Genomic DNA, 20,744 nt, shown 5'->3' on the forward strand with positions numbered 1-20,744 from the left:
TTTCCTGCCCTGTTGGGTGGGGGTGAGGGTTGTCGGTGGCGATGGCGGGGAGGGTCCGCCCGGTCCCATTCCGAACCCGGTAGCTAAGCTCCCCAGCGCTGATGGTACTGCACTCGACAGGGTGTGGGAGAGTAAGACACCGCCGACACACTAATTGAGAGAGGCCCCTCTTTCACCGGTTCCGACCGGCTGAAAGAGGGGCCTCTCCCCTTTTACGCGGAAACACTTCATCCGCACCCGGAACCCCGGCCACGGGTGCGGCCTCCAGTTCGTCGACGAGCACCTCCGGTGCCGTCGCGCCTACAGTCCTGGTGTGGATGCTTCGAAGCTCACCGAAGGTCAGCGCGCTCTGAAGCCCCGGAGCTGCGAGGTCACCGAGGGGATGGAGCGGGCCGCGGCGCGCGGGATGCTGCGCGCGGTCGGCATGCAGGACGACGACTTCGCCAAGCCGCAGATCGGGGTCGCGTCGTCCTGGAACGAGATCACCCCGTGCAACCTGTCCCTGCAGCGGCTCGGGCGCGCGGCCAAGGACGGGGTGCACGAGGCCGGCGGGTTCCCGATGGAGTTCGGCACCATCTCGGTGTCCGACGGCATCTCGATGGGGCACGTCGGCATGCACTACTCCCTGGTGTCCCGGGAGATCATCGCCGATTCGGTCGAGACCGTGGTGGAGGCCGAGCGGCTGGACGGCACCGTCCTGCTCGCGGGCTGCGACAAGAGCCTGCCGGGAATGCTGATGGCGGCGGCCCGGCTCGACCTCGCCTCGGTGTTCGTCTACGCCGGCTCCATCCTGCCCGGGCGGGTGGACGACCGGGAGGTGACGATCATCGACGCCTTCGAGGCGGTCGGCGCCTGTGCCCGCGGCCTGATCTCCAGGGAAGAGGTGGACCGAATCGAGCGGGCCATCTGCCCGGGCGAAGGCGCGTGCGGCGGGATGTACACGGCGAACACCATGGCGTGCGCGGCGGAAGCGCTGGGCATGTCGATGCCTGGCTCGGCGAGTCCGCCGTCGGTGGACCGGCGCCGCGATGCGAGCGCCCGGGCTGCCGGGCGAGCGGTGATCGGCATGCTGGAGAACGGCCTCACGGCCCGGCGGATCCTGACCAAGGAGGCCTTCGAGAACGCGATCGCGGTGGTGATGGCCTTCGGCGGCTCGACCAATGCCGTGTTGCACCTGCTCGCCATCGCCCGCGAGGCAGGCGTCGACCTGGTGCTGGACGACTTCGACCGGATCGGCGACCGGGTGCCGCACCTCGCGGACGTCAAGCCCTTCGGCCGGTACGTGATGTCCGCGGTGGACCGCATCGGTGGTGTCCCGGTGGTGATGAAGGCGCTGCTGGACGCGGGGCTGCTCCACGGCGACTGCCTGACGGTGACCGGGCGGACGGTCGCGGAGAACCTGGCCGAGCTGCAGCCGCCGGAGCTCGACGGCGAGGTGCTGCACCGGCTCGCGGACCCGATCCACCCGACCGGCGGGCTGACGATCCTGCGCGGCTCGCTGGCCCCCGATGGCGCGGTGGTGAAGAGCGCCGGGTTCGACTTCGCGCGGTTCGACGGCACAGCAAGGGTTTTCGACGGCGAGCAGGGCGCGATGGACGCGGTGGAGGACGGTTCGCTCAAGCCCGGGGACGTCGTCGTCATCCGCTACGAGGGACCGCGCGGTGGCCCGGGAATGCGGGAGATGCTCGCGGTGACCGGTGCGATCAAGGGCGCGGGCCTCGGCAAGGACGTGCTGCTGGTGACCGACGGCCGGTTCTCCGGCGGTACGACGGGTTTGTGCATCGGGCACGTGGCGCCGGAAGCCACCGACGGCGGGCCGATCGCGTTGGTGCGGGACGGCGATCCGATCAGGCTCGACCTCGCTTCCCGCACCCTGGACCTGCTGGTGGACGAGGCGGAGCTCCGGCGGCGGCGCGAGACCTGGACGCCTCCGGAACCCCGCTTCCGCCACGGCGTTCTCGGCAAGTACGCGAAGCTGGTCGGCTCGGCGGCCGAAGGTGCGGTGTGCGGCTGATCAGCCCTGGAGCTGTGCCTTCAGGCTCTGGGCCTCTCGTTTGCCGACCGGTGCGGTCGTGCCGCACCAGGTGCAGGTCAGCGCATAGCGCGTGCGGGTGGGGAACAGCGGGACGAAGAACAGGGTGAACTTGGTGACGCCCTTGTTGAGAGTCATCGCGCAGGTCCCGCGGCAGCCCGGGCAGTCCAGCCGCAGACTGCCCAGGCGCCGGACGCTCCGCCGGAACCCAAAGATGATCATTCGTCCCTCCCGGTGCGGTGCGACCGGCCGCCGGCGTCAGGACGCGGGCCGATCTGTCCTGGGGAGGATGGTTTCAGAACGGGGTGGACGTGGCCACGGGTTCGGCGGTGCACGGCCCGGGCCGTGCACCGCGCGCGGGTCAGTCCCAGGACAGCGAGGCGCCGGACTGGTACTCGATGACCCTGGTCTCGAAGAAGTTCTTCTCCTTCTTGAGGTCCATCGCCTCCGACATCCACGGGAACGGGTTGTCCGCCTCCGGGAACACCGGCTCCAGGCCGAGCTGGTCGCAGCGCCGGTTGGTGATGAAGTGCATGTACTGGGCGCAGAGATCGGCGTTGATGCCGAGGATGCCGCGGGGCATCGTGTCGCGACCGTAGGCGATCTCCAGCTCGCAGGCCTCGGTGAGCATCCGGCGGATCTCGGCCTGGAACTCCGAGGTCCACAGGTGCGGGTTCTCGATCTTGATCTGGTTGATGCAGTCGATGCCGAAGTTCAGGTGGATCGACTCGTCGCGCAGGATGTACTGGTACTGCTCGGCGATGCCGACCATCTTGTTCCGCCTGCCCAGCGCGAGGATCTGCGCGAAGCCGGTGTAGAACCACATGCCTTCGAAGATCACGTAGAAGGCCACCAGGTCGCGCAGGAACGCCTGGTCGGCCTCGGTGGTGCCGGTGGCGAAGTCCGGGTCTTCCAGGCTCTGGGTGTACTGCAGCGCCCAGGAGTCCTTGTCGGCGATCGACGGGATCTCCCGGTACATGTTGAACAGCTCGCCCTCGTCGAGGCCGAGGCTCTCGCAGATGTACTGGAAGGTGTGCGTGTGCACGGCCTCCTCGAAGGCCTGGCGCAGCAGGTACTGGCGGCACTCGGGGTTGGTGATGTGCCGGTAGACGGCGAGCACGATGTTGTTGGCGACCAGGGATTCGGCGGTGGCGAAGAAGCCGAGGTTGCGCTTGAGCATCAGGCGCTCGTCGTCGGTGAGCCCGTCGGTGGACTTCCACAGCGCGATGTCGGCCTGCATGGAGATCTCGGTCGGCATCCAGTGGTTGTTGCAGCCGGCGAGGTACTTGTCCCACGCCCAGCTGTACTTCAGCGGCAGCAGCTGGTTGACGTCGGCGCGGGCGTTGATCATCGCCTTCTCGCTGACGTCGACGCGGCCGCCGTCGCGGTCGATCTCACCGAGCCCGGCGGAGGAGGGGGAGTGCAGGGAGGTCATGCCGTGGTGCTCCAGGGGTTTTGTGCGTGCAGTGCGGTCCGCGCGCCCGGGTCCCCGCAATTTCAATGGAAATCGGAGGTGCGATTTCCATTGAAATTGCGGTTGGGACCCGGGGTGGGGCGTTACTGGCAGGCTTCGCAGTCGGGATCCTCGATGGAGCAGGCGGCTCCGGCCGAGGCCGCGGGGACCGCGGTGGGGACTGCGTTGAGCTTGCCGTCGGTGCCGCGCAGGGTGCTCTTCTCCACGTGGGTGGCGCTGGTGGAGCGCAGGTAGTACGTGGTCTTGAGGCCCTTGCGCCAGGCCAGCCGGTACAGCTCGTCGAGCTTGCGGCCGCTGGGCGAGGCGACGTAGAGGTTCAGCGACTGGGCCTGGTCGATCCACTTCTGCCGGCGGGCCGCGGCCTCCACCAGCCAGTGCGGCTCGATCTCGAAGGCGGTGGCGTAGAGCTCCTTGAGCTCCTGCGGGATCCGCTCGATCGGCAGCAGGCTGCCGTCGTGGAACTTCAGGTCGGCGACCATGGCCTCGTCCCACAGCCCGGCGCGCTTGAGATCGGCGACCAGGTGCGGGTTGACCACGGTGAAGTCGCCGGACATGTTCGCCTTGACGTACAGGTTCCGGTAGACGGGCTCGATGGACTGGTTGACGCCGCAGATGTTGGCGATCGTCGCGGTCGGCGCGATGGCCATCACGTTGGAGTTGCGCATCCCGTCGCGGACGACGCGCTCCCGCAGCGCCGCCCAGTCCAGCGTGGACGAGCGGTCCAGGTCGACGGCGCCGCCGCGTGCCTCGGCCAGCAGCTCCAGCGAGTCGATGGGCAGGACGCCCTGGCTCCACAGCGATCCGTCGAAGGTCTCGTAGCGGCCGCGCTCGGCCGCCAGCCCGCTGGACGCGCTGATCGCGTGGTAGCTGATCAGCTCCATGCTGCGGTCGGCGAACTCCACCGCCGCCTGCGACGACGGCGCGATGCGCTGCACGAACAGCGCGTCGGCGAAACCCATCAGGCCCAGGCCGACCGGCCGGTGCCGCAGGTTGGAGCGGCGGGCTTCCGGGATCGTGTAGAAGTTGATGTCGATGACGTTGTCCAGCATCCGCACCGCGGTGCGGGTGGTGCGCTCCAGGCGCTCGGCGTCGATGCCGTCGGCCGTGACGTGGTGCGCCAGGTTGATCGAGCCGAGGTTGCACACGGCGACCTCGTCGGCGCTGGTGTTCAGGGTGATCTCGGTGCACAGGTTCGAGGAGTGCACCACGCCGGTGTGCTGCTGCGGCGACCGCAGGTTGCACGGGTCCTTGAAGGTGATCCACGGGTGGCCGGTCTCGAAGAGCATGGTCAGCATCCGCCGCCACAGCTCGACCGCGCGGACCCGCTTGAACACCGCGATCTCACCGCGGTCGGCGGCCTGCTCGTAGGCGCGGTAGCGCTCGGCGAACGCCGCGCCGTAGAGGTCGTGCAGGTCCGGGGTCTCGTCGGGGGAGAACAGCGTCCACTGCTCATCGGCCTCCACGCGGCGCAAAAACTCGTCGGGCACCCAGTTCGCGGTGTTCATGTCGTGGGTGCGGCGCCGGTCGTCGCCGGTGTTCTTGCGCAGGTCGAGGAATTCCTCGACGTCGATGTGCCAGGTCTCCAGGTAGGCGCAGACCGCGCCCTTGCGCTTGCCGCCCTGGTTGACCGCCACCGCGGTGTCGTTGGCGATCTTCAGGAACGGCACCACGCCCTGCGACTTGCCGTTCGTGCCCTTGATGTGCGCACCGATGCCCCGCACCGGCGTCCAGTCGTTGCCCAGGCCGCCGGCGTACTTCGACAGCAGCGCGTTGTTGCTGATCGAGTGGAAGATGCCGGACAGGTCGTCGTCCACCGTGGTCAGGAAGCAGGACGACAGCTGCGGCCGGGTGGTGCCCGCGTTGAACAGCGTGGGCGTCGAGCACATGAAGTCGAACGACGACAGCAGCCGGTAGAACTCGATCGCGCGGGCCTCGCGGTCGTCCTCGCGCAGCGCCAGGCCCATCGCCACGCGCATGAAGAACGCCTGCGGCAGTTCGTACCGCACACCGCGTTCGTGCAGGAAGTACCGGTCGTAGAGGGTCTGCAGGCCGAGGAAGCCGAACTCCAGGTCGCGCTCGGTCGACAGCGCGCGGCCCAGCCGGTCGAGGTCGAAGGCGGCCAGCTCCGGGTCGAGCTGCTCCAGCTCGATGCCGCGCCGCACGTAGGCGGCGAAGTGCTCGGCGTAGTCCGAACCCGGGTCCACGCCGAGGAATTCCAGCGCTTCGCGGCGCATCCGGTTCAGCAGCAGGCGCGCGGTGACCTGCGAGTAGTTCGGTTCGGTCTCGATCAGGGTGCGGGCCGCCATGATCTGGGCCAGCGAGAGCTCGTCATCGCTGATCCCCGCATAACCGGTGCGCCGCACCTCGTCGAGCACGGCTTCGGCGGACACGCCGGGCAATCCGGCGCAGGCCTGGTGGACCGCGGTGGATACCTCGGTCCAGTCGTTGAGTGTCGCCGTCACTGGTCTTCTCCCTCGCGAGCTCGGTAGACCACGAGCGCGCGCAGGCAGACCTCGGCGGCCGCCGGCCGCCGATCATCCGCTCGGACCCGCCCTCGAGGTCCCGGACAGCACGCCACATTCGCGTGCACCGGTGGCAGGTCTTCGGACTCACGGGCGGCCTACTGGTCGTGGCTTCCCAGGCGTTGGCCCAGTGCTCTTACCCGCCACCCGGAGTGGGCGGTCGGGTCACGACGGTCGTTCCCGTTCACCGCTGCGGGGCAGTCCCGGATTCGCACCGGGTTCCCTCTTGCCTCACCGGATCGCTCCGGTGAACCACCAGCGAGCGACACACTACATGTTGGGTTTGGGGCTGATGTGAACGGGCAGATATCGGCGTGTTGTGCTCCCGGCCGCCGGTGTCGGGCGGCCGGGAGCCTGCCGGTCAGCGCTGCGCGAGGTGCTTCTGGAGGTCGTCGAGGACCAGGTTCGCCGCGATCGGGCCGAGGCCGAGGAACCAGGTGTCGTCGGAGACCTCGACGGCCTTGCCCGCGCGCACCGCGCCGAGCGTCGTCCACTGCACCGAGCCGACGACGTCGTTCATCTGCGCCCGAGCGCTGTCACCGTAGGCCGCGTAGAACAGCTGGTCGCCGTCGGCCTGGGAGATCTGCTCGCGGCTGATCTTGGTGTGCGTCGTGTCGGCTTCCTGGTTGGCGGGACGGCCGAAGCCCGCGTCGGCGAGGATCGTGCCGATGAACGAACCCTTGTTGTAGAGCCGGATGTCGCCGGGGATGAACCGCAGCATGCTGATCCGCTGCGCGCCCGGATCGCCGAGCTGCCTGCCGATCTCGGCGGCGCGCTGGTGGTAGGCGTCCAGGATCTGCTGGGCCTCGGCCTTCTTGCCCAGCGCATCGGCGTCGAGCAGGAAGTTGTCCTTCCAGGTCTTGCCGACGGTCTCGGCGAACACGGTCGGCGCGATCTTGCTCAGCGCCTCGTAGTTCTCGTCGTCGCGGATCTTGCTGGACAGGATCAGGTCGGGCTGCAGCGCGGTGATCTTCTCCAGGTTGGGGGAGCCGATGGTGCCGACGATCTCGATGTCGCCCGCCTTCTCGGCCAGGTACGGCTGGAGGCTCTTGTTGGCGTCGGGCAGCACGGTGCCGACCGGCTTGATGCCCAGCGCCAGCACCGCGTCGAGCTCGCCGGTGTCGAGCACGACGACCCGCTGCGGCGTGCCGGTGATCGTCGTCTGCCCCTTCGCGTGCGTGATGACGCGCGCACCGGATTCCGGCGCGGCGGGCTGTTCGGGAGCCGGCGTGCCGCACGCGGCGGCGCTGCCCAGGGCGAGCGCGGCGGTGATCGCCGCGAGCAGTCGACGGGGACGGAGCATGGTGCTTCCCACCTGTTCACTCGATACTGAAGTTTGGTGAGCCTAACCTGACGATCGAGCTCGATCCAGCGTTGAGGCAGTGCTCACCGTCACCGCTACCTGCGAAGATGATCAGGTGATCGGAGAGGAGCGGCGATGGATTCGCTGATCCCGCGCACTCGCGAGGAGATCGCCCCGGGCGCGGTGCACGTTCCGGACTGGCTGGGCCTGGAGGAGCAACGGCACCTGGTGCGGGCCTGCCGGGAGTGGGCGAGGGCGGGCATGCGCTCTCCGCAGCTGCCCACCGGCGGCGTGATGTCGGTCCGCACGGTCTGCCTGGGCTGGCACTGGATCCCGTACCGCTACTCGAAGACCCTCGAGGACGGCACCCCGGTGCTGCCCTTCCCGGACTGGCTGGCGGATCTGGGCAGAAGAGCCCTGGCCGAGGCCTACCAGCGCCCGGTGGACGACTACACCCCGGACGTGGCCCTGATCAACTTCTACGACGAGAACGCCAAGATGGGCATGCACCAGGACAAGGACGAGCGCAGCGATGCCCCGGTGATCTCCCTCAGCCTCGGCGACGAAGCGACCTTCCGCTTCGGCAACGCGCAAACCAGGACGAAGCCCTACCGAGACCTGACCCTGGCCTCGGGAGACCTCTTCGTCTTCGGCGGCCCGGCCCGCTTCGCCCACCACGGAATCCTGAGAACAACCCCGGGAACGGCCCCGAACATAGGAATGAAGGCAGGCCGCCTCAACATCACCCTGAGAACATCAGGCCTAACCCGACAAATGTAACCAGCACCAAGATCGTTGAGAGATCACCTGGAGAACGAGCTGCCCAGGCCGGGTGCCACACCCATCGCAAGGCGAACCCGACGCGCAACCCCCCGCACCGTGGGGGGTTTGGGGGGTTCGACCCCCCCAGAACAATGACGAGATGTGCAAAAAAGCGAAACGCCCCGCGTAAGCAGGGCGTTCCACATATCGAGTGCGCCAACAGGGACTCGAACCCCGAACCCGCTGATTAAGAGTCAGCTGCTCTGCCAGTTGAGCTATTGGCGCTGGCTTTTCGATTTTTCAACTTCCGTTCCGGCTCCGCGTCGGTACCGTTCCGGTCAGAGTTAAACGCCCCGCGCGAGCGAGGCGTTCGACTCGTATCGAGTGCGCCAACAGGGACTCGAACCCCGAACCCGCTGATTAAGAGTCAGCTGCTCTGCCAGTTGAGCTATTGGCGCTGGCCTGTCGCTGCGGTCTCCCTCGCGACACGGAAAACATTAGCACGGCTCGCGAGGGCCCTGAACCGGGGGGTGGATCTGGCGGTGCGGCGGGTTGGCCGGAGTCGCCGAGCAACCCTCGGTGCGGGTCGTGCGTCTGTTGGGCAGGTGGTCGGCCTGCGCGGATCACACAGTGTGTACGCCTGGTCTCTTCGTCCCCCGTCGGGACCTTGCGGCACACTGTTCACAGGGGTTAGTTGTGCTTCTAAGCGGACGGACTGTTGCTCATGAGGGAGTGGCGTAATCCGGTCGGGGGTCCCGTGAGGGTTTCGCGGCTGTTGACGATGTTGATCTTCGGCGTGGTGGCGCTGTTGGTCGCGGGGTGTAGTGGATCCGGTGGTTCGGAGACCGGCTCGGGCTCCGACGAGGTGCCGCCGGCGCCGACGCTGGAGCTGGCGCCGCTGAACGGGGCGAAGGACGTGTCCCCGGCCGAGCCGATCACGGCGAAGGTGGCCAACGGCCGGATCGTGAACGCGGTGCTCACCAACACCGAGAACAAGCAGGTGGGCGGCACCATCTCGCCGGACGGGGCGAGCTGGACCGCGGGGGAGAAGCTCGGCTACGGCAAGACCTACACGCTGGAGGTGACGGCGCAGGGTGCCAGCGGGCCGGCGATCACCCAGCAGTCCACCTTCACCACGGTTTCGCCGGGCAAGCAGAGCTACGTGTCGATGAACCCGCTCGACGGGCAGACGGTCGGGGTCGGGCAGCCGCTGGCGTTCTACTTCAGCAAGGACGCCCCGGCGCCGGACAAGGCGAAGGCCGAAGCGGCCATCAAGATCCAGACCGAGCCCGCGGTGGAGGGCGCGTTCTACTGGTTCAACAGCCGCGAGGTGCACTGGCGGCCGAAGGAGTACTGGAAGCCCGGCACCAAGGTGACCATCGACGTCGACGTCTTCGGGCGGGACCTCGGCAACGGCGCTTGGGGCCAGGAGGACCGCAAGGCCACCATCACCATCGGCGATGCGGTGATCCTGCGGGCCGACGGCGCCTCGCACCAGATGTCGATCGAGAAGAACGGCCAGGTGATCCGGACCATGCCGGTGTCGCTGGGCAAGCCGTCCTTCCCGTCGAACAACGGCGTGCACGTGGTCACCGAGCACCACGCCACGAAGGTGATGGACTCCACCACCTACGGCCTGCCGCTCGAGGCGGGCGGCTACCGCACCGAGGTGAAGTGGGCGGTCCGGATCTCCAACGGCGGTGAGTTCCTGCACGCGGCGCCGTGGTCGGTGGCGCAGCAGGGCAACAGCAACGTCAGCCACGGCTGCATCAACATGAGCATGGACAACGCCAAATGGGTCTACGACCTGCTCAAGAAGGGCGACATCGTGGAGATCACCAACTCCGGCGGCCCGGACCTGCGGTCCTGGGACGGCTTCGGGGACTGGCAGATCCCGTGGGACCAGTGGGTGGCGGGCAACCGCTGACCCGCTGAGCCACCGGCGCCGAGAGGGCCCTGTTCCAGCCGGAACAGGGCCCTCTTCGCGTCCGGGGCAGGAGATCTCGACCAATGCGTGAGTTCGGGGATGAGCGAGGAGCGGTCGTGACCGCCGGAGACGCCGCGAATGGCACGTTGGGGATCGCGCAGGACGGCGGTACGCACCTCGTGCTCGTGCACAGCGAGCTCGTTCCCGAGCCCGCTGCCGATTTCGCCGTCGGCTGGCACGTGATGGTCGATGCTCCCGGGCTGGGCCTCGATGGTGCGCGGAGCGAGACCGCGTGGGCGCGATCGAGGAGATCATCCCGATCTACGCGGGGCGCTGAGGAGTTCCGACTGCTCGTCTCGTTCTGGAAAAGCGAATGAGGCCTGATTCCGCGGGAATCAGGCCTCATTCGGCTTTGGGGTGAGTGACGGGAATCGAACCCGCGACACCTGGGACCACAACCCAGTGCTCTACCGACTGAGCTACACCCACCTCGGCCGCTCGGAATCGGGCCTCGGCGGGACCGCCTTCCGGAGCAACGCACATATACTAGCGTGCGGTGTCACGCCGTTTTCCGCGGGCTCCGGTTAGCGGCACCGCCGCTGGTCAGCGGCCGTTTTCCGGTTGGTCGGCGGTCTTGCCGATGCCGTCGGCGGCGAGCAGCTCGGCCGCCACCGCGTGCGCCTGCTCGCTGGTCGGGCCGGGCTGCGGGACGAACGCGGTGCGCCGGTAGTAGGCAAGCTCGCGGATCGACTCCCGGATGTCGGCCAGCGCGCGGTGCGCCAGGCCCTTCTCCGGCTGCGCGTAGTAGATCCGCGGGTACCAGCGCCGGCACAGCTCCTTGATGGACGACACGTCGACCATCCGGTAGTGCAGGTGGGCGTCCAGTCGCGGCATGTCGCGGGCGATGAAGCCGCGGTCGGTGGCGATGGAGTTGCCCGCCAGCGGCGCCGACCGCCCGTCCGGGACGTGCTGGCGGATGTAGTCCAGCACCTGCTGCTCGGCTTCGGCCATGGTCACCGCGGAGCGGCGCACCTCGTCGGTGAGCCCGGAGCGGTCGTGCATCTCGCGGACGACGTCGGGCATCCCGGCCAGGGCCTCTTCATCGGCGTGGATGACGATGTCCACGCCCTCCCCGAGGATGTTCAGGTCCGCATCGGTGACCAGGGCGGCGATCTCGATCAGCGCGTCCTTGCCGAGATCGAGACCCGTCATTTCGCAGTCGATCCACACTAGACGGTCATTCACCCGAGGCAGCCTAACTCGCCACGAGGCGTGATCGTGCATCCGTCCGGCTCATCCGCCCAGCCGATCGCGCAGTTCGCGGGGCACGACCTTGCCGGTGGCGTTGCGCGGCAGCTCGGCCAGGAACACCACGTCGCGCGGCAGGGCGAACTTCGGCAGCCGGTCGCGGATCCGGTCGCGCAGCTCCTCGGCCGCCAGCTCCTGGTCCGGGCGCAGCACGACGAACGCGGCGAGCCGCTGGCCGAAGTCCGGGTCGTCGACGCCGATCACCGCGGTCTCGGAGACCTCCGGCAGGCGCGCGATGACGTCCTCGGTCTCCTTGGGGTAGACGTTCTCGCCACCGGAGATGATCATGTCGTCCTCGCGGCCGACCACGAACAGCCGGCCGGAGGCGTCGATGTGCCCGAGATCACCGGTGGACATCAGGCCGTCGCGGGTCTCCCGGCCGCTGCCGTTGGTGTAGCCCTCGAAGAGCATGTCGTTGCCCGCGAAGATCCGCCCGGTCGTCCCGCGCTCCACCGGGCTGCCGTCCTCGGCGAGGATGCGCACCGTCGTGCCCCGCGGCGGTCGGCCCGCCGAGCTCGGTGCCGCGCGCAGGTCCTGCGGGGTGGCGATGCTCACCCACGACACCTCGGTCGAGCCGTAGAGGTTGTAGAGCACGTTGCCGAAGGCGCGCTGGAAGCGGGTGGCCAGATCGGCGGGCAGCGCCGAACCGCTGCTCGCCACGATCCGCAGCGTGCTGTGGTCGTAGCGGTCGCGCACCTGCTCGGGCAGGTCCAGGAGGCGCTGGAGCATCACCGGCACGGCGAACACCGCCGTGCACCGGTTGCGCTGCACGGAGGCCAGCGCTTCCTCGGGCTCGAACTTGCGGCGCAGCACCAGCGTGGCGCCGAGCACGGCGCCCAGCTGGAAGGCCGCGAGGCCCCAGGTGTGGAACAGCGGCGCGCTGACCAGCATCCGCTCGCCGCTGTCCAGCGGGAGCCGGGAAAGGATCGAGGCGGCCGGGGACAGGCTGGGCGGATCCGGCCGGCGGGCGCCCTTGGGCGTGCCGGTGGTGCCGGAGGTCAGCACGATCATCCGGGCGTGCCTGCGCGGCCGGGCCGGGCGCCGCGGCGAGGACGTGGCGATCAGGTGCTCCAGCGTGTCGCGCCGGGTGGTGCCCTCGGTCCAGGCCAGGATCTGGTCGACCTCGGCCGGGAGCTCGGCCAGCTGAGCGCGGAACTCGGCGTCCAGGACCAGGACGCCGACCTGCTGCTCGGCGATCACGTCGGCGAGCTGGCGGCCGGTCAGCCCGGTGTTGAGCAGAACCACGTCCACGCCGAGCTTGGCCGCGGCGACGATCGTCTCGACCGGCCCGTGGTGGTTGCGGCACAGCACGCCGACGCGGGTGCCGCGCTTGACGCGCTTGCGCAGGCCGTTGGCCAGCCGGGAGGTGCGCTGTTCGAGCTCGGCGTAGCTGAGCGCGCCGCGCTCGTCGATCACCGCCGGGCGGTCCGGGTGGCGCACGGCGCCGACCGCGAAGCCCAGCGGCGGGGTGATGCCCCAGTGCCGCCAGGCGCGGATGATCCGCAGCACCTTGTCGGGGCGCAAGGGGCGGAGCACGCCTCGCTTGGCCAGCACGAACAACGTGTGCATGCCCGGTGTCACCCGATTGACCACGGCCGTGATCCGTCGCCTCGCGCTCACGCATCCACCTCCCGGTCGGCGGTTACCCGAGAGTAGATACTTACTCGAACTGATCGGAACTGGAAAGGGCCGGACCGGGTCAGTCCAGGTCGGCGGCCGACACCACCGCATCGCGCAGCACGGCCCGCAGCCGCCCCACCTCCAGCGGGGACAGCACCGCCGTCTCGCCGGGCGGCGCGACCAGCACGATGTCGCCCTGGTTGATGAACACCGACATGTCCCGCCGCCTCCCGGCGACGTCGCGGCAGCTCACGTGCCATTCCTTGGTGGGCTCCACGGATCCCCAGCCTCCCCTGTGCCGTTCGCGCGTCCCCCGCGCGAGTTGATCGAGAGACGCCGCAGCGCGGCAGCCGTGACGGGGTTTTCCGGAATATTCCGAAAACCCCTGTTCAGGAACCGAAAAGGCGCCGGGCGATAGCCCGGCGCCAACTGGTGATCGGGAAGATCAGACCGGCCGGACCACGAGTCCTTCGGGCTCGGCGGTGAAGGTGACCGCACCTTCGAAGTCGGCGATGGGCAGCTCGTCGCGCACCAGCCGGTGCGGCGCGTCGAAGGTCTCCACCCGGACCTCGCCCGCGGTGATCGTCTGCTCGGCGACGTCCGCGCCGCCGACCTGCACCTGCAGCTCGTGACCCTGCACCGCGACGGTGAGCCAGCCACCGGCGACGGTCAGCTGCTCGCCGCCGTGGGTGACGGTCAGCCGGCTGGTCGCGGGGTCCTCGGAGCGCACCGCGATGTGCGAGATGGCCACGTCGCGCCGACCTGAGTCGCCGACCAGCGCGATCACGTCGCGGGTGACCGGCTCGGCCGCGGTCTCACCCGGCTTCGGGGTGAGCACCGGGGCGCGCAGCTGCGCGGCCACGCGGTAGGGCTGCCACGATCCGGCGCCGATCAGGTTGACCACCGCGGTGACGTCGACACCGGTCAGCAGCCGGTCGCTGCCCGGAGCCGGGGTGACCTCGATCGCGGCGACGCCGCGCTGGTCCAGCAGCTCGCGCAGGGCCTTGGCGCGCTGTCGGCTGTTGCGGTCGAAGCCGCGGGTGATCGCCACGGTCCCGGAGCCGGCCGCGTCGACCGCGGCGTCGGTCAGGTCCGCCAGCGGTGCCCAGATCCGCGCGGGATCCTCCGGTCGGCGGGGCCGCCGGGAACGGGCGAAGCTCGGAGCATCGGTCGTGGTTTCCATCGTCGCCGAGTTTAGTCCGCGGGCAAGGGTCGCCTTGCCTGCCGGTGGGCCCCTTCACGCTGTGAAATCGATCGCTTTCGGCGAGCGGGCGGGCCGCGGCGCGGGTTTCCGCTGGTCGCAAAATCGATGCAGTCCCGCCTGTCCGCGTTCTTCAGCGGTGGTTGCGCTCGGGAACGATCTCGTGTTTCGCGGTTTCTTGTGGTTGGGTTGCATCACGGTCCCTGGGGTGCGGTTGAGCAGGACTCCGGTCGGCACGCGCGGTGACCGTAGGATTCCGGAAGGCAGGACTGCGAGCTCCATGACACCGATCACCGGCACCGCCGCTGGCGTGCCGTTCACCGCGTTGCCCCCGGCCGGCGATGGGCCCGCGCCGCTGATCGCCACCTGGCACATGCTGGACGCGCCGCGGTCGGACGCCGCCTTCGCCGCCGCGCTGCCGATGCACGACGTGCCCGCGTGGCGGGTGCACCTCGGCATGCCGATGTTCGGGGCGCGCATGGTCGACGGCAGCATGGACGCCGCCATCGCGCTGCTGCAGCAGGACGTCCTGATGGCGGCGATGCACCCGTTCGTCCGGCAGGCGACCGAGGAGTTCCCGGCCGCGCTGGCGTCGATTCGCGAGCAGCTGCCGGTCGACGACGGCCCGATCGGCGTGCTCGGCGGCTCGCTGGGCGGCGCGGTCGCGCTGAACGTCCTCGCCTGCACGGAGATCCCGGTCTTCGCCGCCGCGCTGGTGAACGGCGCCATCCGGATGCGCTCGGTCATCGACCTGTTCCCCGGCGACTACCCCTACGACGCGGAGTCGGAGCGGGTCGCCGACGCCCTGGACTTCGTCGCCGGTGCGGATCGCATCGCCGGCCGCGCGCCGCTGCTGGCCGTCAGCGGGGAGCTGGACCACCCCGCTTTCCGCGAGGACGCGGCCGATCTCGTCGCCGCGCTGGGCGACGGGGCCGAGCTGCTGCCGATCCCCGGGCTGGCGCATCCGCTCGCCGACGAGCCCGGTATCGAGCCCGCTCCGCAGCTGCCGCTGGCGAAGCAGGTCGACGCCGGGCTGACCGCGTGGTTCCGGCGCCACCTCGCCGCATAGGTCGGGATTGCCGCGTTCTTCCCGGTTGCCGCTGGTCCATCGGTGGGTCGGCGGCCCGGCGGTCTTGTTGGCGCGGGCGGCCGGAGTGATGCTGGGTTGCTCTCGGAGGGGGGGCGGGGATGACCGAGTTGCTGTTCCCCGCGCTGGGGCGCCGTCCGGCGGGACGGTCTCCGGTGCGCGGGGTGCTGGTGCGGTGGCTGGCCGCGGACGGGAGCGCCGTGCACGTCGGGGACCGGCTGGCCGAGGTCCGGTCGGCGGGGGATCTCGTCGGCTGGGTTCCCGCGCTGGCCACCGGGACGCTCTGGCACCAGGTGCGCGCCGGAGAGGTGCTCTGCGCCGGTGCTGTCGTGGGCCTCATCGACTGACCGGTGGTGTCCGGGTTAGGTTGGTGCGAGTGACGCGGGGTGCCCGGCTTGCCGGGCTGAGAACAGACCCGTTGAACCTGACCTAGCTCGTACTAGCGGAGGGACGTCATGGTTCCGAACGTGCTGACCATCGCGGGAACCGACCCCAGCGGTGGCGCCGGAGTCCAGGCTGATCTGAAGGCGTTCTCGGCGCACGGCGCCTACGGCATGTCGGTGATCACCGCGCTCGTCGCGCAGACCACCACCGGGGTGGCCGAGGTGCACGAGGTTCCGCCGGAGTTCATCACCGCGCAGCTGGTCACGCTGCTCGACGACGTGCGGGTGGACTCGGTCAAGATCGGCATGCTGGCCAACGCCGAGGTGATCCGCGCGGTGGTCGAGGTGCTGGACCGCTACGCGCCGCCGCACGTGGTGCTGGACCCGGTCATGGTCGCCAAGAGCGGTGACCGGCTGCTCGCGCCGGATGCGGTCGGGGCGCTGCGCGACGAACTGCTGCCCCGGGTCGACCTGATCACGCCGAACCTGCCCGAGGCGGCCGACCTGCTGGGCGAACCCGAGCTCACCGACGTCGACGGCATGCCGGCGCAGGCCGAACGGCTGGCCGGGCTCGGCGCCAAGCAGGTGCTGCTCAAGGGCGGTCACCTCTCCGGTGAGTCCAGTGTGGACCTGCTGTACGGCGACGGGATCGCCGAGTTCCTGACCAGCGAGCGGGTCGTGACCACCAACGACCACGGCACCGGCTGCACCCTCTCGGCGGCGATCGCCGCGCTGCGCCCGCAGCGCCCGGACTGGCTGACGGCGGTGCGCGAGAGCAAGGACTACCTGACCGAGGCCCTCCGCGCCTCGGAGCGGCTGGACGTCGGCCACGGCCACGGCCCGGTGCACCACTTCCACCACTGGTGGTGACGACCCCGCAGCCCGGCTGACGATCCACCGGGCTCCACGCGCACTCCGTGCAATTTCAATGGAAATCAGACCTCCAATTTCAATGGAAGTTGCGCGCCTCCGGCGTGTCGTGACGCGACGCGCCGGGGCCAGTGGGTGACTTCCGCAATTTCAATGGAAATCAGGCATCTGATTTCCATTGAAATTGCACCCCTGAGAGATGAGGAGTCAGATGAGCAAGTTGCCCGCACCGCCCGCCGACGGCTTCTGCGCGCAGGCCTGGGCGCACACCGCCGGGTTGCAGCAGGCGATCGTCGAGCACCCGTTCAACACCGGGCTCGCCGACGGAAGCCTGGACCGCGAGGTGTTCGCCTTCTACATCGTGCAGGACGCCCGCTACCTGGTCGGGTTCGCGCAGGCGCTGGCGGCCGCTTCGACCCGGGCGGACAACGCCGAGGACGCCGCGTTCCTGTCCGGCTCGGCCAACGGCGCGCTGGTCGAGGAGCGCCGACTGCACGCCGGGTACGTCACCGAGTTCGGGCTGACCGAGGCCGAGATCGACGGCATCGGCACCTCGCCGTCCTGCCTCGCCTACACCTCGTACCTGCGGGCGTGCGCGCTGACCGAGCCGTACCCGGTGCTGCTGGCGGCGATCCTGCCGTGTTTCTGGGTGTACCAGCACGTCGGCACCACGATCCTGGAGGCCACCGGCGACCTCGCCGAGCACCCGTACCGGGCGTGGATCCAGACCTACGCCGACGACGAGTTCGCCGCCGCCGTGCTGGCCGCCCGCGAGCTGGTCGACCGGGTCGCCGCGAGCACCGACGAGGCGACGCGGCAGCGGATGCTGGCCGCGTTCACCCGGGCCACCGAGTACGAGTGGCTGTTCTGGAACAGCGCGTGGACCAAGGAGACCTGGCCGACCGCCGAGTTCCTCGGGTAGGAGCCGAAAGTCGTTGCGGGACAACGGAAAGCGTCGCTCTGAAATGTGACCCGCGGCACAGTCCCGGCCGCTAACGAACATCAGGATCTAGAGCGATGTGCTCAGCGACACGCCCACTCGGGCATGGAATCTTCCCAGGTCGAACGGGGTTTCAGCGTCGTGGGCACTTCGCTTGTGATCGTTCTTCTCGGCATGCTCGTGCCCGTGCTCGCTGCCGCGCCGTTCTACGTCGCCGACCGCCGTCGCGAGCAGGAGGAGCTCGAGCTCCGGTCGCGCGAGCTGGAAGCGGAAACCACCGGCTCCGACGACTGAGTGATAACAGTCGTTGGAACCGGTGGTTCCGGGTTGCCGTGCGGGGCCGCCGCTATTCCTTGCTGATCTCGGTGCGGAGCCGGGCGAGGCGCTGGCGGGAGCGGTTGAACTTGGCCTCGAAGTGCTTCTCGTAGAGGTCGGTCGGCAGTTCGGGGAGCTCGGCGGGCTCCGCGGTGCGCTGCACCGGTGCGACGGGCTCGCTCGGCTTCTCCTCGACGGCGGGCTGCTCCTGTTCGGCGGGCTGCGGCGCGGTGGTCCGGCGGGTGACCGTCGGCGGCGCCGGTGCCGGAGTGCGCAACGCGTGCCTGCCGCGCGGGGCCGATTCCTGCTCGCCGAGTTGGCGGTTCGCGCGGTGCAGCAGCGGCCAGAAGATCAGCGTCGCCAATGCGAAACCGGAGACGAACATCAGCACGAGCAGTTCCACGTGGTGCTCCGATCAGTTCTGTCGGACGGGTCCTGTCTGCGGGGCCGCACCGTTGGTGCTGTGGTGCTGACCGTCGAGTGGGATGAGGAACGTCTGGACGTCTTCGCGCTGCGAGGGCAGCTGGAGCGGTAGCTGGGCCTCGGACTCGGGTTCGCCGACCGTGGCCGGCGGGTGCGCGCTGAGCTCGGCGATGGAGGCGCTGAGGGTGCGTTGCGTCTGGTCCATCGAGGACAGCACCGCGGCGCGCAGTTCCTCCAGGCGGCGCTGCTGGGTGTGGATCTCCTCCAGCGCTTCCAGGCGGAGCTGCTCGGTCTCGGCGTCCCACTGCCCGCACTGCCGCCGGGTCTGGGCGATCAGCTCGTCGGCCTCCTCCTGCGCGGCGGTGATCGTCCGCTTGTACTCGTCGCGGATGCTCTGCCGCATCCGCTGCTCCCGGGCGCGCAGTTCGCTGACCTTCTGGTCGTGCTCGCGGTGCAGCCGGGCCCGGCGCTCCTCGACCTCGGAGATCAAGCGGCCGCACTCCTCGCGCAGCTCGCCGGCGTTGCGCTGGGCTTCCTCGATCAGCTGGCGCGCCTCGGTCTCGGCGGTGCCGCGGATGATCTCGGCCTGCCGCCGGGCCTGGTCGCGGAGGTTCTGCACCTCTTCCTCGGCGATGGCGAGCATGTTCTGCACGCGCTGCGAGGCGGCGGGCAGGCCGGTGTCGGAGGACTCGATGCGGCGGAGGCGCTCCTCGGCCGAGTCGAGGCTGCGGCGGGTGGTGTCGCAGAGCTCGCGCAGGTCGCTGTTGAGCTGCGCGGCCTCGTTGCGGTCGATGGTGACCAGCCGCAGCTGGTCCTCCAGCAGCTCGATGTGGTCGATGACCTGGCTGCGGTTGAAGCCGCGGACCTGGATGTCGAATCCCGGCCGGAGCGGAACGACGGAGTCGGTGTCATCCATGGGTGAACTCCTCTCCGGGCGGTGGGCCGATTCGATAGGTCGGAGAGTAGGGGTGATGGTCGGCGTTCGCCCAGCGAAACACAACGATCATCACCGGATCAGGTAGTGATGATCGGATGGCCGCGCGCCCCGCTTGCGCTCCGTGACGACAGTCCGATTCGTCCACAGTGCACGTCCCCGGACCAGGGAGTTCCACAGCACTGCCGTCGAGCTCGGTGGTTAGGTTAGGCTCCGCTCACGGATCCGCGGTTCGAGGAGCATTGCGTGACGAGTGGAGTCGACCTTCCCGACCAGTCGCACGAGCGAGCGTCGGCGCTGCTGCGGCGGTGGCTGGCCGAGACGCACACCCCGGTCGTCGAGGGGCCGTTGCGGCTGACCATCGGGGCGGTGCCGCTGGGCACCGACGTCGTGCACAGCTCGGTGACCGGCGCGCACGGCTTCGGGCCGATCCACGTGCTCGACGACGCCGGTGAGCCGGTCGCCATCGCCGATCCCGCGCTGATCGCCGCGGCCTGCTCCGCCGACGCGCGCGCTCGCGCGCTGCCCGATGCGCCGATCAACGCCGCCGACGCCGGTTCGCTGGTCGACTGGCTGCTGCACGCGCTGCCGAGGCGTGAGTTCGACCCGATCGCGCTCTCCGAGGACCTGATCGCGGTGGCCCGCTCGGTGTCCGACGCGGCCGAGGCGCGGCGCTGGCTGGCCGCGCACGTCGAGGGACGGCTGCTGCCCGCTGTGCTGGGGTGGGAGGGCGATGTCGCCGCCGCGACGGTGCAGCTGCTGACGCGCGGACCGCTGGCGGTCATCGGGTTGCTGGGACGACGCGGTGTGGTTGACGAAGCGGAGCTGCTCGCGGAGCTGCGGACGTGGCTTCGCGGCGTCGCCGAGGCGCACCCGGTGTCCGGATGGCTGGTCGAGCGCTGGCTGACGAGCCCGACGCTGACCGATCTCGCCGCGCTCAACGGTTCCGGCCTGCGCTACCGGGCGGATTCTGGCCGCGTGGAGGTGCGGCCGGTGCCGTTCGAGGTGCCGAACCCGCTGTGGTCGGGCGCCGTACCCGTGCCGGGGGTGCCGGTTCCGGTGCTGGGCGAGGGCTGGTCGCTGCGGCCGGTGGAGGTCGTCGGCGAGGACGGCGGGCCGGACGTCGCGCTGGTGCAGCGCTGGATGAACGCCGAGCACGTCGCGGTGAACTGGAACCAGGCCTGGCCGCTGGCGCAGTGGCGCGAGGAGCTGGCCGGGCAGCTCGGCGGACAGCACTCGGTGCCGTGCATCGTCGGCCTCGACGGGCGCGACGTCGGCTACCTGGAGCTATACCGGGTGCAGCGGGACAAGCTGGCGCGCTGCTACTCGCACGATCCGCACGACCTGGGCGTGCACATCGCCATCGGCGAGCCGGATGCGATCGGGCGCGGCGTCGGCTCGTCGCTGCTGCGGGCGGTGGCCGGCGGGCTGCTGGCGGCCGACCGGGAGTGCCGGCGCGTGGTGGCCGAGCCGAACGTGCACAACGGCGCCTCCGTGGGCGCTTTCGGCAAGGCCGGGTTCGGCCGGGCCGCCGAGATCGGACTGCCGAACAAGAACTCGGCGTTGATGATCTTCGAGCGCGGTGAGTAGGCCCACTTCTTCGTCGGTCCGGAGTCCCTGTACTACCGATCCGCAGAGAACTA

At 69.6% G+C, this 20,744-nt stretch carries 20 protein-coding genes, 3 tRNA genes, 1 rRNA gene and 2 riboswitches; of the genes, 11 read left to right on the forward strand and 13 right to left on the reverse strand.

Annotated features, from left to right (window positions below; translation table 11 throughout):
* Positions 1-31 precede the first annotated feature (31 nt).
* Positions 32-148, forward strand: a 5S ribosomal RNA gene (rrf, locus tag C4T78_RS27230).
* 234 nt (positions 149-382) lie between these two features.
* Positions 383-2,014 (forward strand): dihydroxy-acid dehydratase, encoded by a 1,632-nt coding sequence (ilvD, locus tag C4T78_RS27235; protein ID WP_235863503.1) that lies wholly within the window; start codon positions 383-385, stop codon positions 2,012-2,014.
* On the opposite strand, the gene C4T78_RS27240 is transcribed toward ilvD, so the two are convergent.
* The 4 genes from C4T78_RS27240 to C4T78_RS27255 form a co-directional block, all read right to left on the reverse strand.
* The gene (locus C4T78_RS27240) at positions 2,015-2,254 is read right to left on the reverse strand and encodes a zinc ribbon domain-containing protein (RefSeq protein ID WP_093351255.1); all 240 of its coding nucleotides are present in this window, start codon (positions 2,252-2,254) and stop codon (positions 2,015-2,017) included.
* A 139-nt stretch (positions 2,255-2,393) separates the two neighbouring features.
* Entirely contained in the window at positions 2,394-3,467 is a 1,074-nt protein-coding gene (locus tag C4T78_RS27245) for a ribonucleotide-diphosphate reductase subunit beta (protein WP_093351257.1), read from the reverse strand.
* A gap of 122 nt (positions 3,468-3,589) precedes the next feature.
* Positions 3,590-5,968, reverse strand: coding sequence for a ribonucleoside-diphosphate reductase subunit alpha (locus C4T78_RS27250; protein ID WP_093351260.1), 2,379 nt, complete (start codon positions 5,966-5,968; stop codon positions 3,590-3,592).
* 115 nt (positions 5,969-6,083) lie between these two features.
* A riboswitch (cobalamin riboswitch) is annotated at positions 6,084-6,300 on the reverse strand.
* Between the two features lie 89 nt (positions 6,301-6,389).
* Positions 6,390-7,331, reverse strand: a complete 942-nt coding sequence (locus C4T78_RS27255) for an ABC transporter substrate-binding protein (protein WP_093351261.1) — start codon at positions 7,329-7,331, stop codon at positions 6,390-6,392.
* A gap of 135 nt (positions 7,332-7,466) precedes the next feature.
* Between C4T78_RS27255 and C4T78_RS27260 the strand changes: the two genes are divergently transcribed.
* Positions 7,467-8,111, forward strand: a complete 645-nt coding sequence (locus tag C4T78_RS27260) for an alpha-ketoglutarate-dependent dioxygenase AlkB family protein (protein ID WP_093351264.1) — start codon at positions 7,467-7,469, stop codon at positions 8,109-8,111.
* A gap of 194 nt (positions 8,112-8,305) precedes the next feature.
* Here C4T78_RS27260 and C4T78_RS27265 read toward each other — a convergent pair.
* A tRNA-Lys gene (locus C4T78_RS27265) sits at positions 8,306-8,378 on the reverse strand.
* A 100-nt stretch (positions 8,379-8,478) separates the two neighbouring features.
* Positions 8,479-8,551 (reverse strand) — tRNA-Lys (locus C4T78_RS27270).
* A 323-nt stretch (positions 8,552-8,874) separates the two neighbouring features.
* On the opposite strand from C4T78_RS27270, the gene C4T78_RS27275 reads away from it, so the two are divergent.
* Complete coding sequence (locus tag C4T78_RS27275; protein ID WP_235863504.1) at positions 8,875-10,020, forward strand: L,D-transpeptidase; 1,146 nt, start codon at positions 8,875-8,877, stop codon at positions 10,018-10,020.
* Between the two features lie 116 nt (positions 10,021-10,136).
* Positions 10,137-10,397 (forward strand): hypothetical protein, encoded by a 261-nt coding sequence (locus tag C4T78_RS27280; protein WP_143185802.1) that lies wholly within the window; start codon positions 10,137-10,139, stop codon positions 10,395-10,397.
* Positions 10,398-10,433: 36 nt separating this feature from the next.
* Here the strand turns inward: C4T78_RS27280 and C4T78_RS27285 are convergent.
* The 5 genes from C4T78_RS27285 to C4T78_RS27305 form a co-directional block, all read right to left on the reverse strand.
* A tRNA-His gene (locus tag C4T78_RS27285) sits at positions 10,434-10,509 on the reverse strand.
* Positions 10,510-10,623: 114 nt separating this feature from the next.
* The gene (gene orn / locus C4T78_RS27290) at positions 10,624-11,265 is read right to left on the reverse strand and encodes an oligoribonuclease (RefSeq protein WP_093351272.1); all 642 of its coding nucleotides are present in this window, start codon (positions 11,263-11,265) and stop codon (positions 10,624-10,626) included.
* A 48-nt stretch (positions 11,266-11,313) separates the two neighbouring features.
* Complete coding sequence (locus C4T78_RS27295; RefSeq protein ID WP_235863468.1) at positions 11,314-12,948, reverse strand: AMP-binding protein; 1,635 nt, start codon at positions 12,946-12,948, stop codon at positions 11,314-11,316.
* A 79-nt stretch (positions 12,949-13,027) separates the two neighbouring features.
* Positions 13,028-13,225, reverse strand: coding sequence for a hypothetical protein (locus C4T78_RS36555; protein ID WP_093149874.1), 198 nt, complete (start codon positions 13,223-13,225; stop codon positions 13,028-13,030).
* Positions 13,226-13,393: 168 nt separating this feature from the next.
* Positions 13,394-14,131: a hypothetical protein gene (locus C4T78_RS27305; RefSeq protein WP_093351277.1), complete on the reverse strand. Its 738-nt coding sequence runs from the start codon at positions 14,129-14,131 to the stop codon at positions 13,394-13,396.
* 298 nt (positions 14,132-14,429) lie between these two features.
* Between C4T78_RS27305 and C4T78_RS27310 the strand changes: the two genes are divergently transcribed.
* The 5 genes from C4T78_RS27310 to C4T78_RS36560 all read left to right on the forward strand — a co-directional run bounded on the left by C4T78_RS27310 (position 14,430) and on the right by C4T78_RS36560 (position 17,723).
* The gene (locus C4T78_RS27310; protein WP_093351280.1) at positions 14,430-15,218 is read left to right on the forward strand and encodes an alpha/beta hydrolase family protein; all 789 of its coding nucleotides are present in this window, start codon (positions 14,430-14,432) and stop codon (positions 15,216-15,218) included.
* Positions 15,219-15,337: 119 nt separating this feature from the next.
* Complete coding sequence (locus tag C4T78_RS27315) at positions 15,338-15,583, forward strand: biotin/lipoyl attachment domain-containing protein (protein ID WP_093149881.1); 246 nt, start codon at positions 15,338-15,340, stop codon at positions 15,581-15,583.
* Positions 15,584-15,608: 25 nt separating this feature from the next.
* Positions 15,609-15,704, forward strand: a riboswitch (TPP riboswitch).
* On the forward strand, positions 15,692-16,489 hold the full coding sequence (gene thiD / locus C4T78_RS27320; RefSeq protein ID WP_093351282.1) for a bifunctional hydroxymethylpyrimidine kinase/phosphomethylpyrimidine kinase: 798 nt from the start codon (positions 15,692-15,694) through the stop codon (positions 16,487-16,489). It overlaps the preceding riboswitch by 13 nt.
* Before the next feature lie 211 nt (positions 16,490-16,700).
* The gene (gene tenA, locus C4T78_RS27325; RefSeq protein WP_093351285.1) at positions 16,701-17,411 is read left to right on the forward strand and encodes a thiaminase II; all 711 of its coding nucleotides are present in this window, start codon (positions 16,701-16,703) and stop codon (positions 17,409-17,411) included.
* Positions 17,412-17,570: 159 nt separating this feature from the next.
* On the forward strand, positions 17,571-17,723 hold the full coding sequence (locus tag C4T78_RS36560) for a hypothetical protein (protein WP_177247546.1): 153 nt from the start codon (positions 17,571-17,573) through the stop codon (positions 17,721-17,723).
* 52 nt (positions 17,724-17,775) lie between these two features.
* Here C4T78_RS36560 and C4T78_RS36170 read toward each other — a convergent pair whose 3' ends face one another.
* Both C4T78_RS36170 and C4T78_RS27335 read right to left on the reverse strand, forming a co-directional pair.
* The gene (locus C4T78_RS36170) at positions 17,776-18,147 is read right to left on the reverse strand and encodes a hypothetical protein (protein WP_093351290.1); all 372 of its coding nucleotides are present in this window, start codon (positions 18,145-18,147) and stop codon (positions 17,776-17,778) included.
* A gap of 12 nt (positions 18,148-18,159) precedes the next feature.
* Positions 18,160-19,083, reverse strand: coding sequence for a DivIVA domain-containing protein (locus C4T78_RS27335; RefSeq protein WP_093351293.1), 924 nt, complete (start codon positions 19,081-19,083; stop codon positions 18,160-18,162).
* A gap of 264 nt (positions 19,084-19,347) precedes the next feature.
* Here C4T78_RS27335 and C4T78_RS27340 point away from each other — a divergent pair, with 264 nt between their 5' ends.
* Positions 19,348-20,691 carry a GNAT family N-acetyltransferase gene (locus C4T78_RS27340; protein WP_093351295.1) on the forward strand — a complete coding sequence of 448 codons (1,344 nt, stop codon included), beginning with the start codon at positions 19,348-19,350 and terminating at the stop codon, positions 20,689-20,691.
* The last annotated feature ends 53 nt before the right edge of the window (positions 20,692-20,744 follow it).

It is taken from the genome of Saccharopolyspora kobensis (genome assembly GCF_900108315.1).
In the GTDB taxonomy this organism is placed as follows: Bacteria; Actinomycetota; Actinomycetes; order Mycobacteriales; family Pseudonocardiaceae; genus Saccharopolyspora; species Saccharopolyspora kobensis.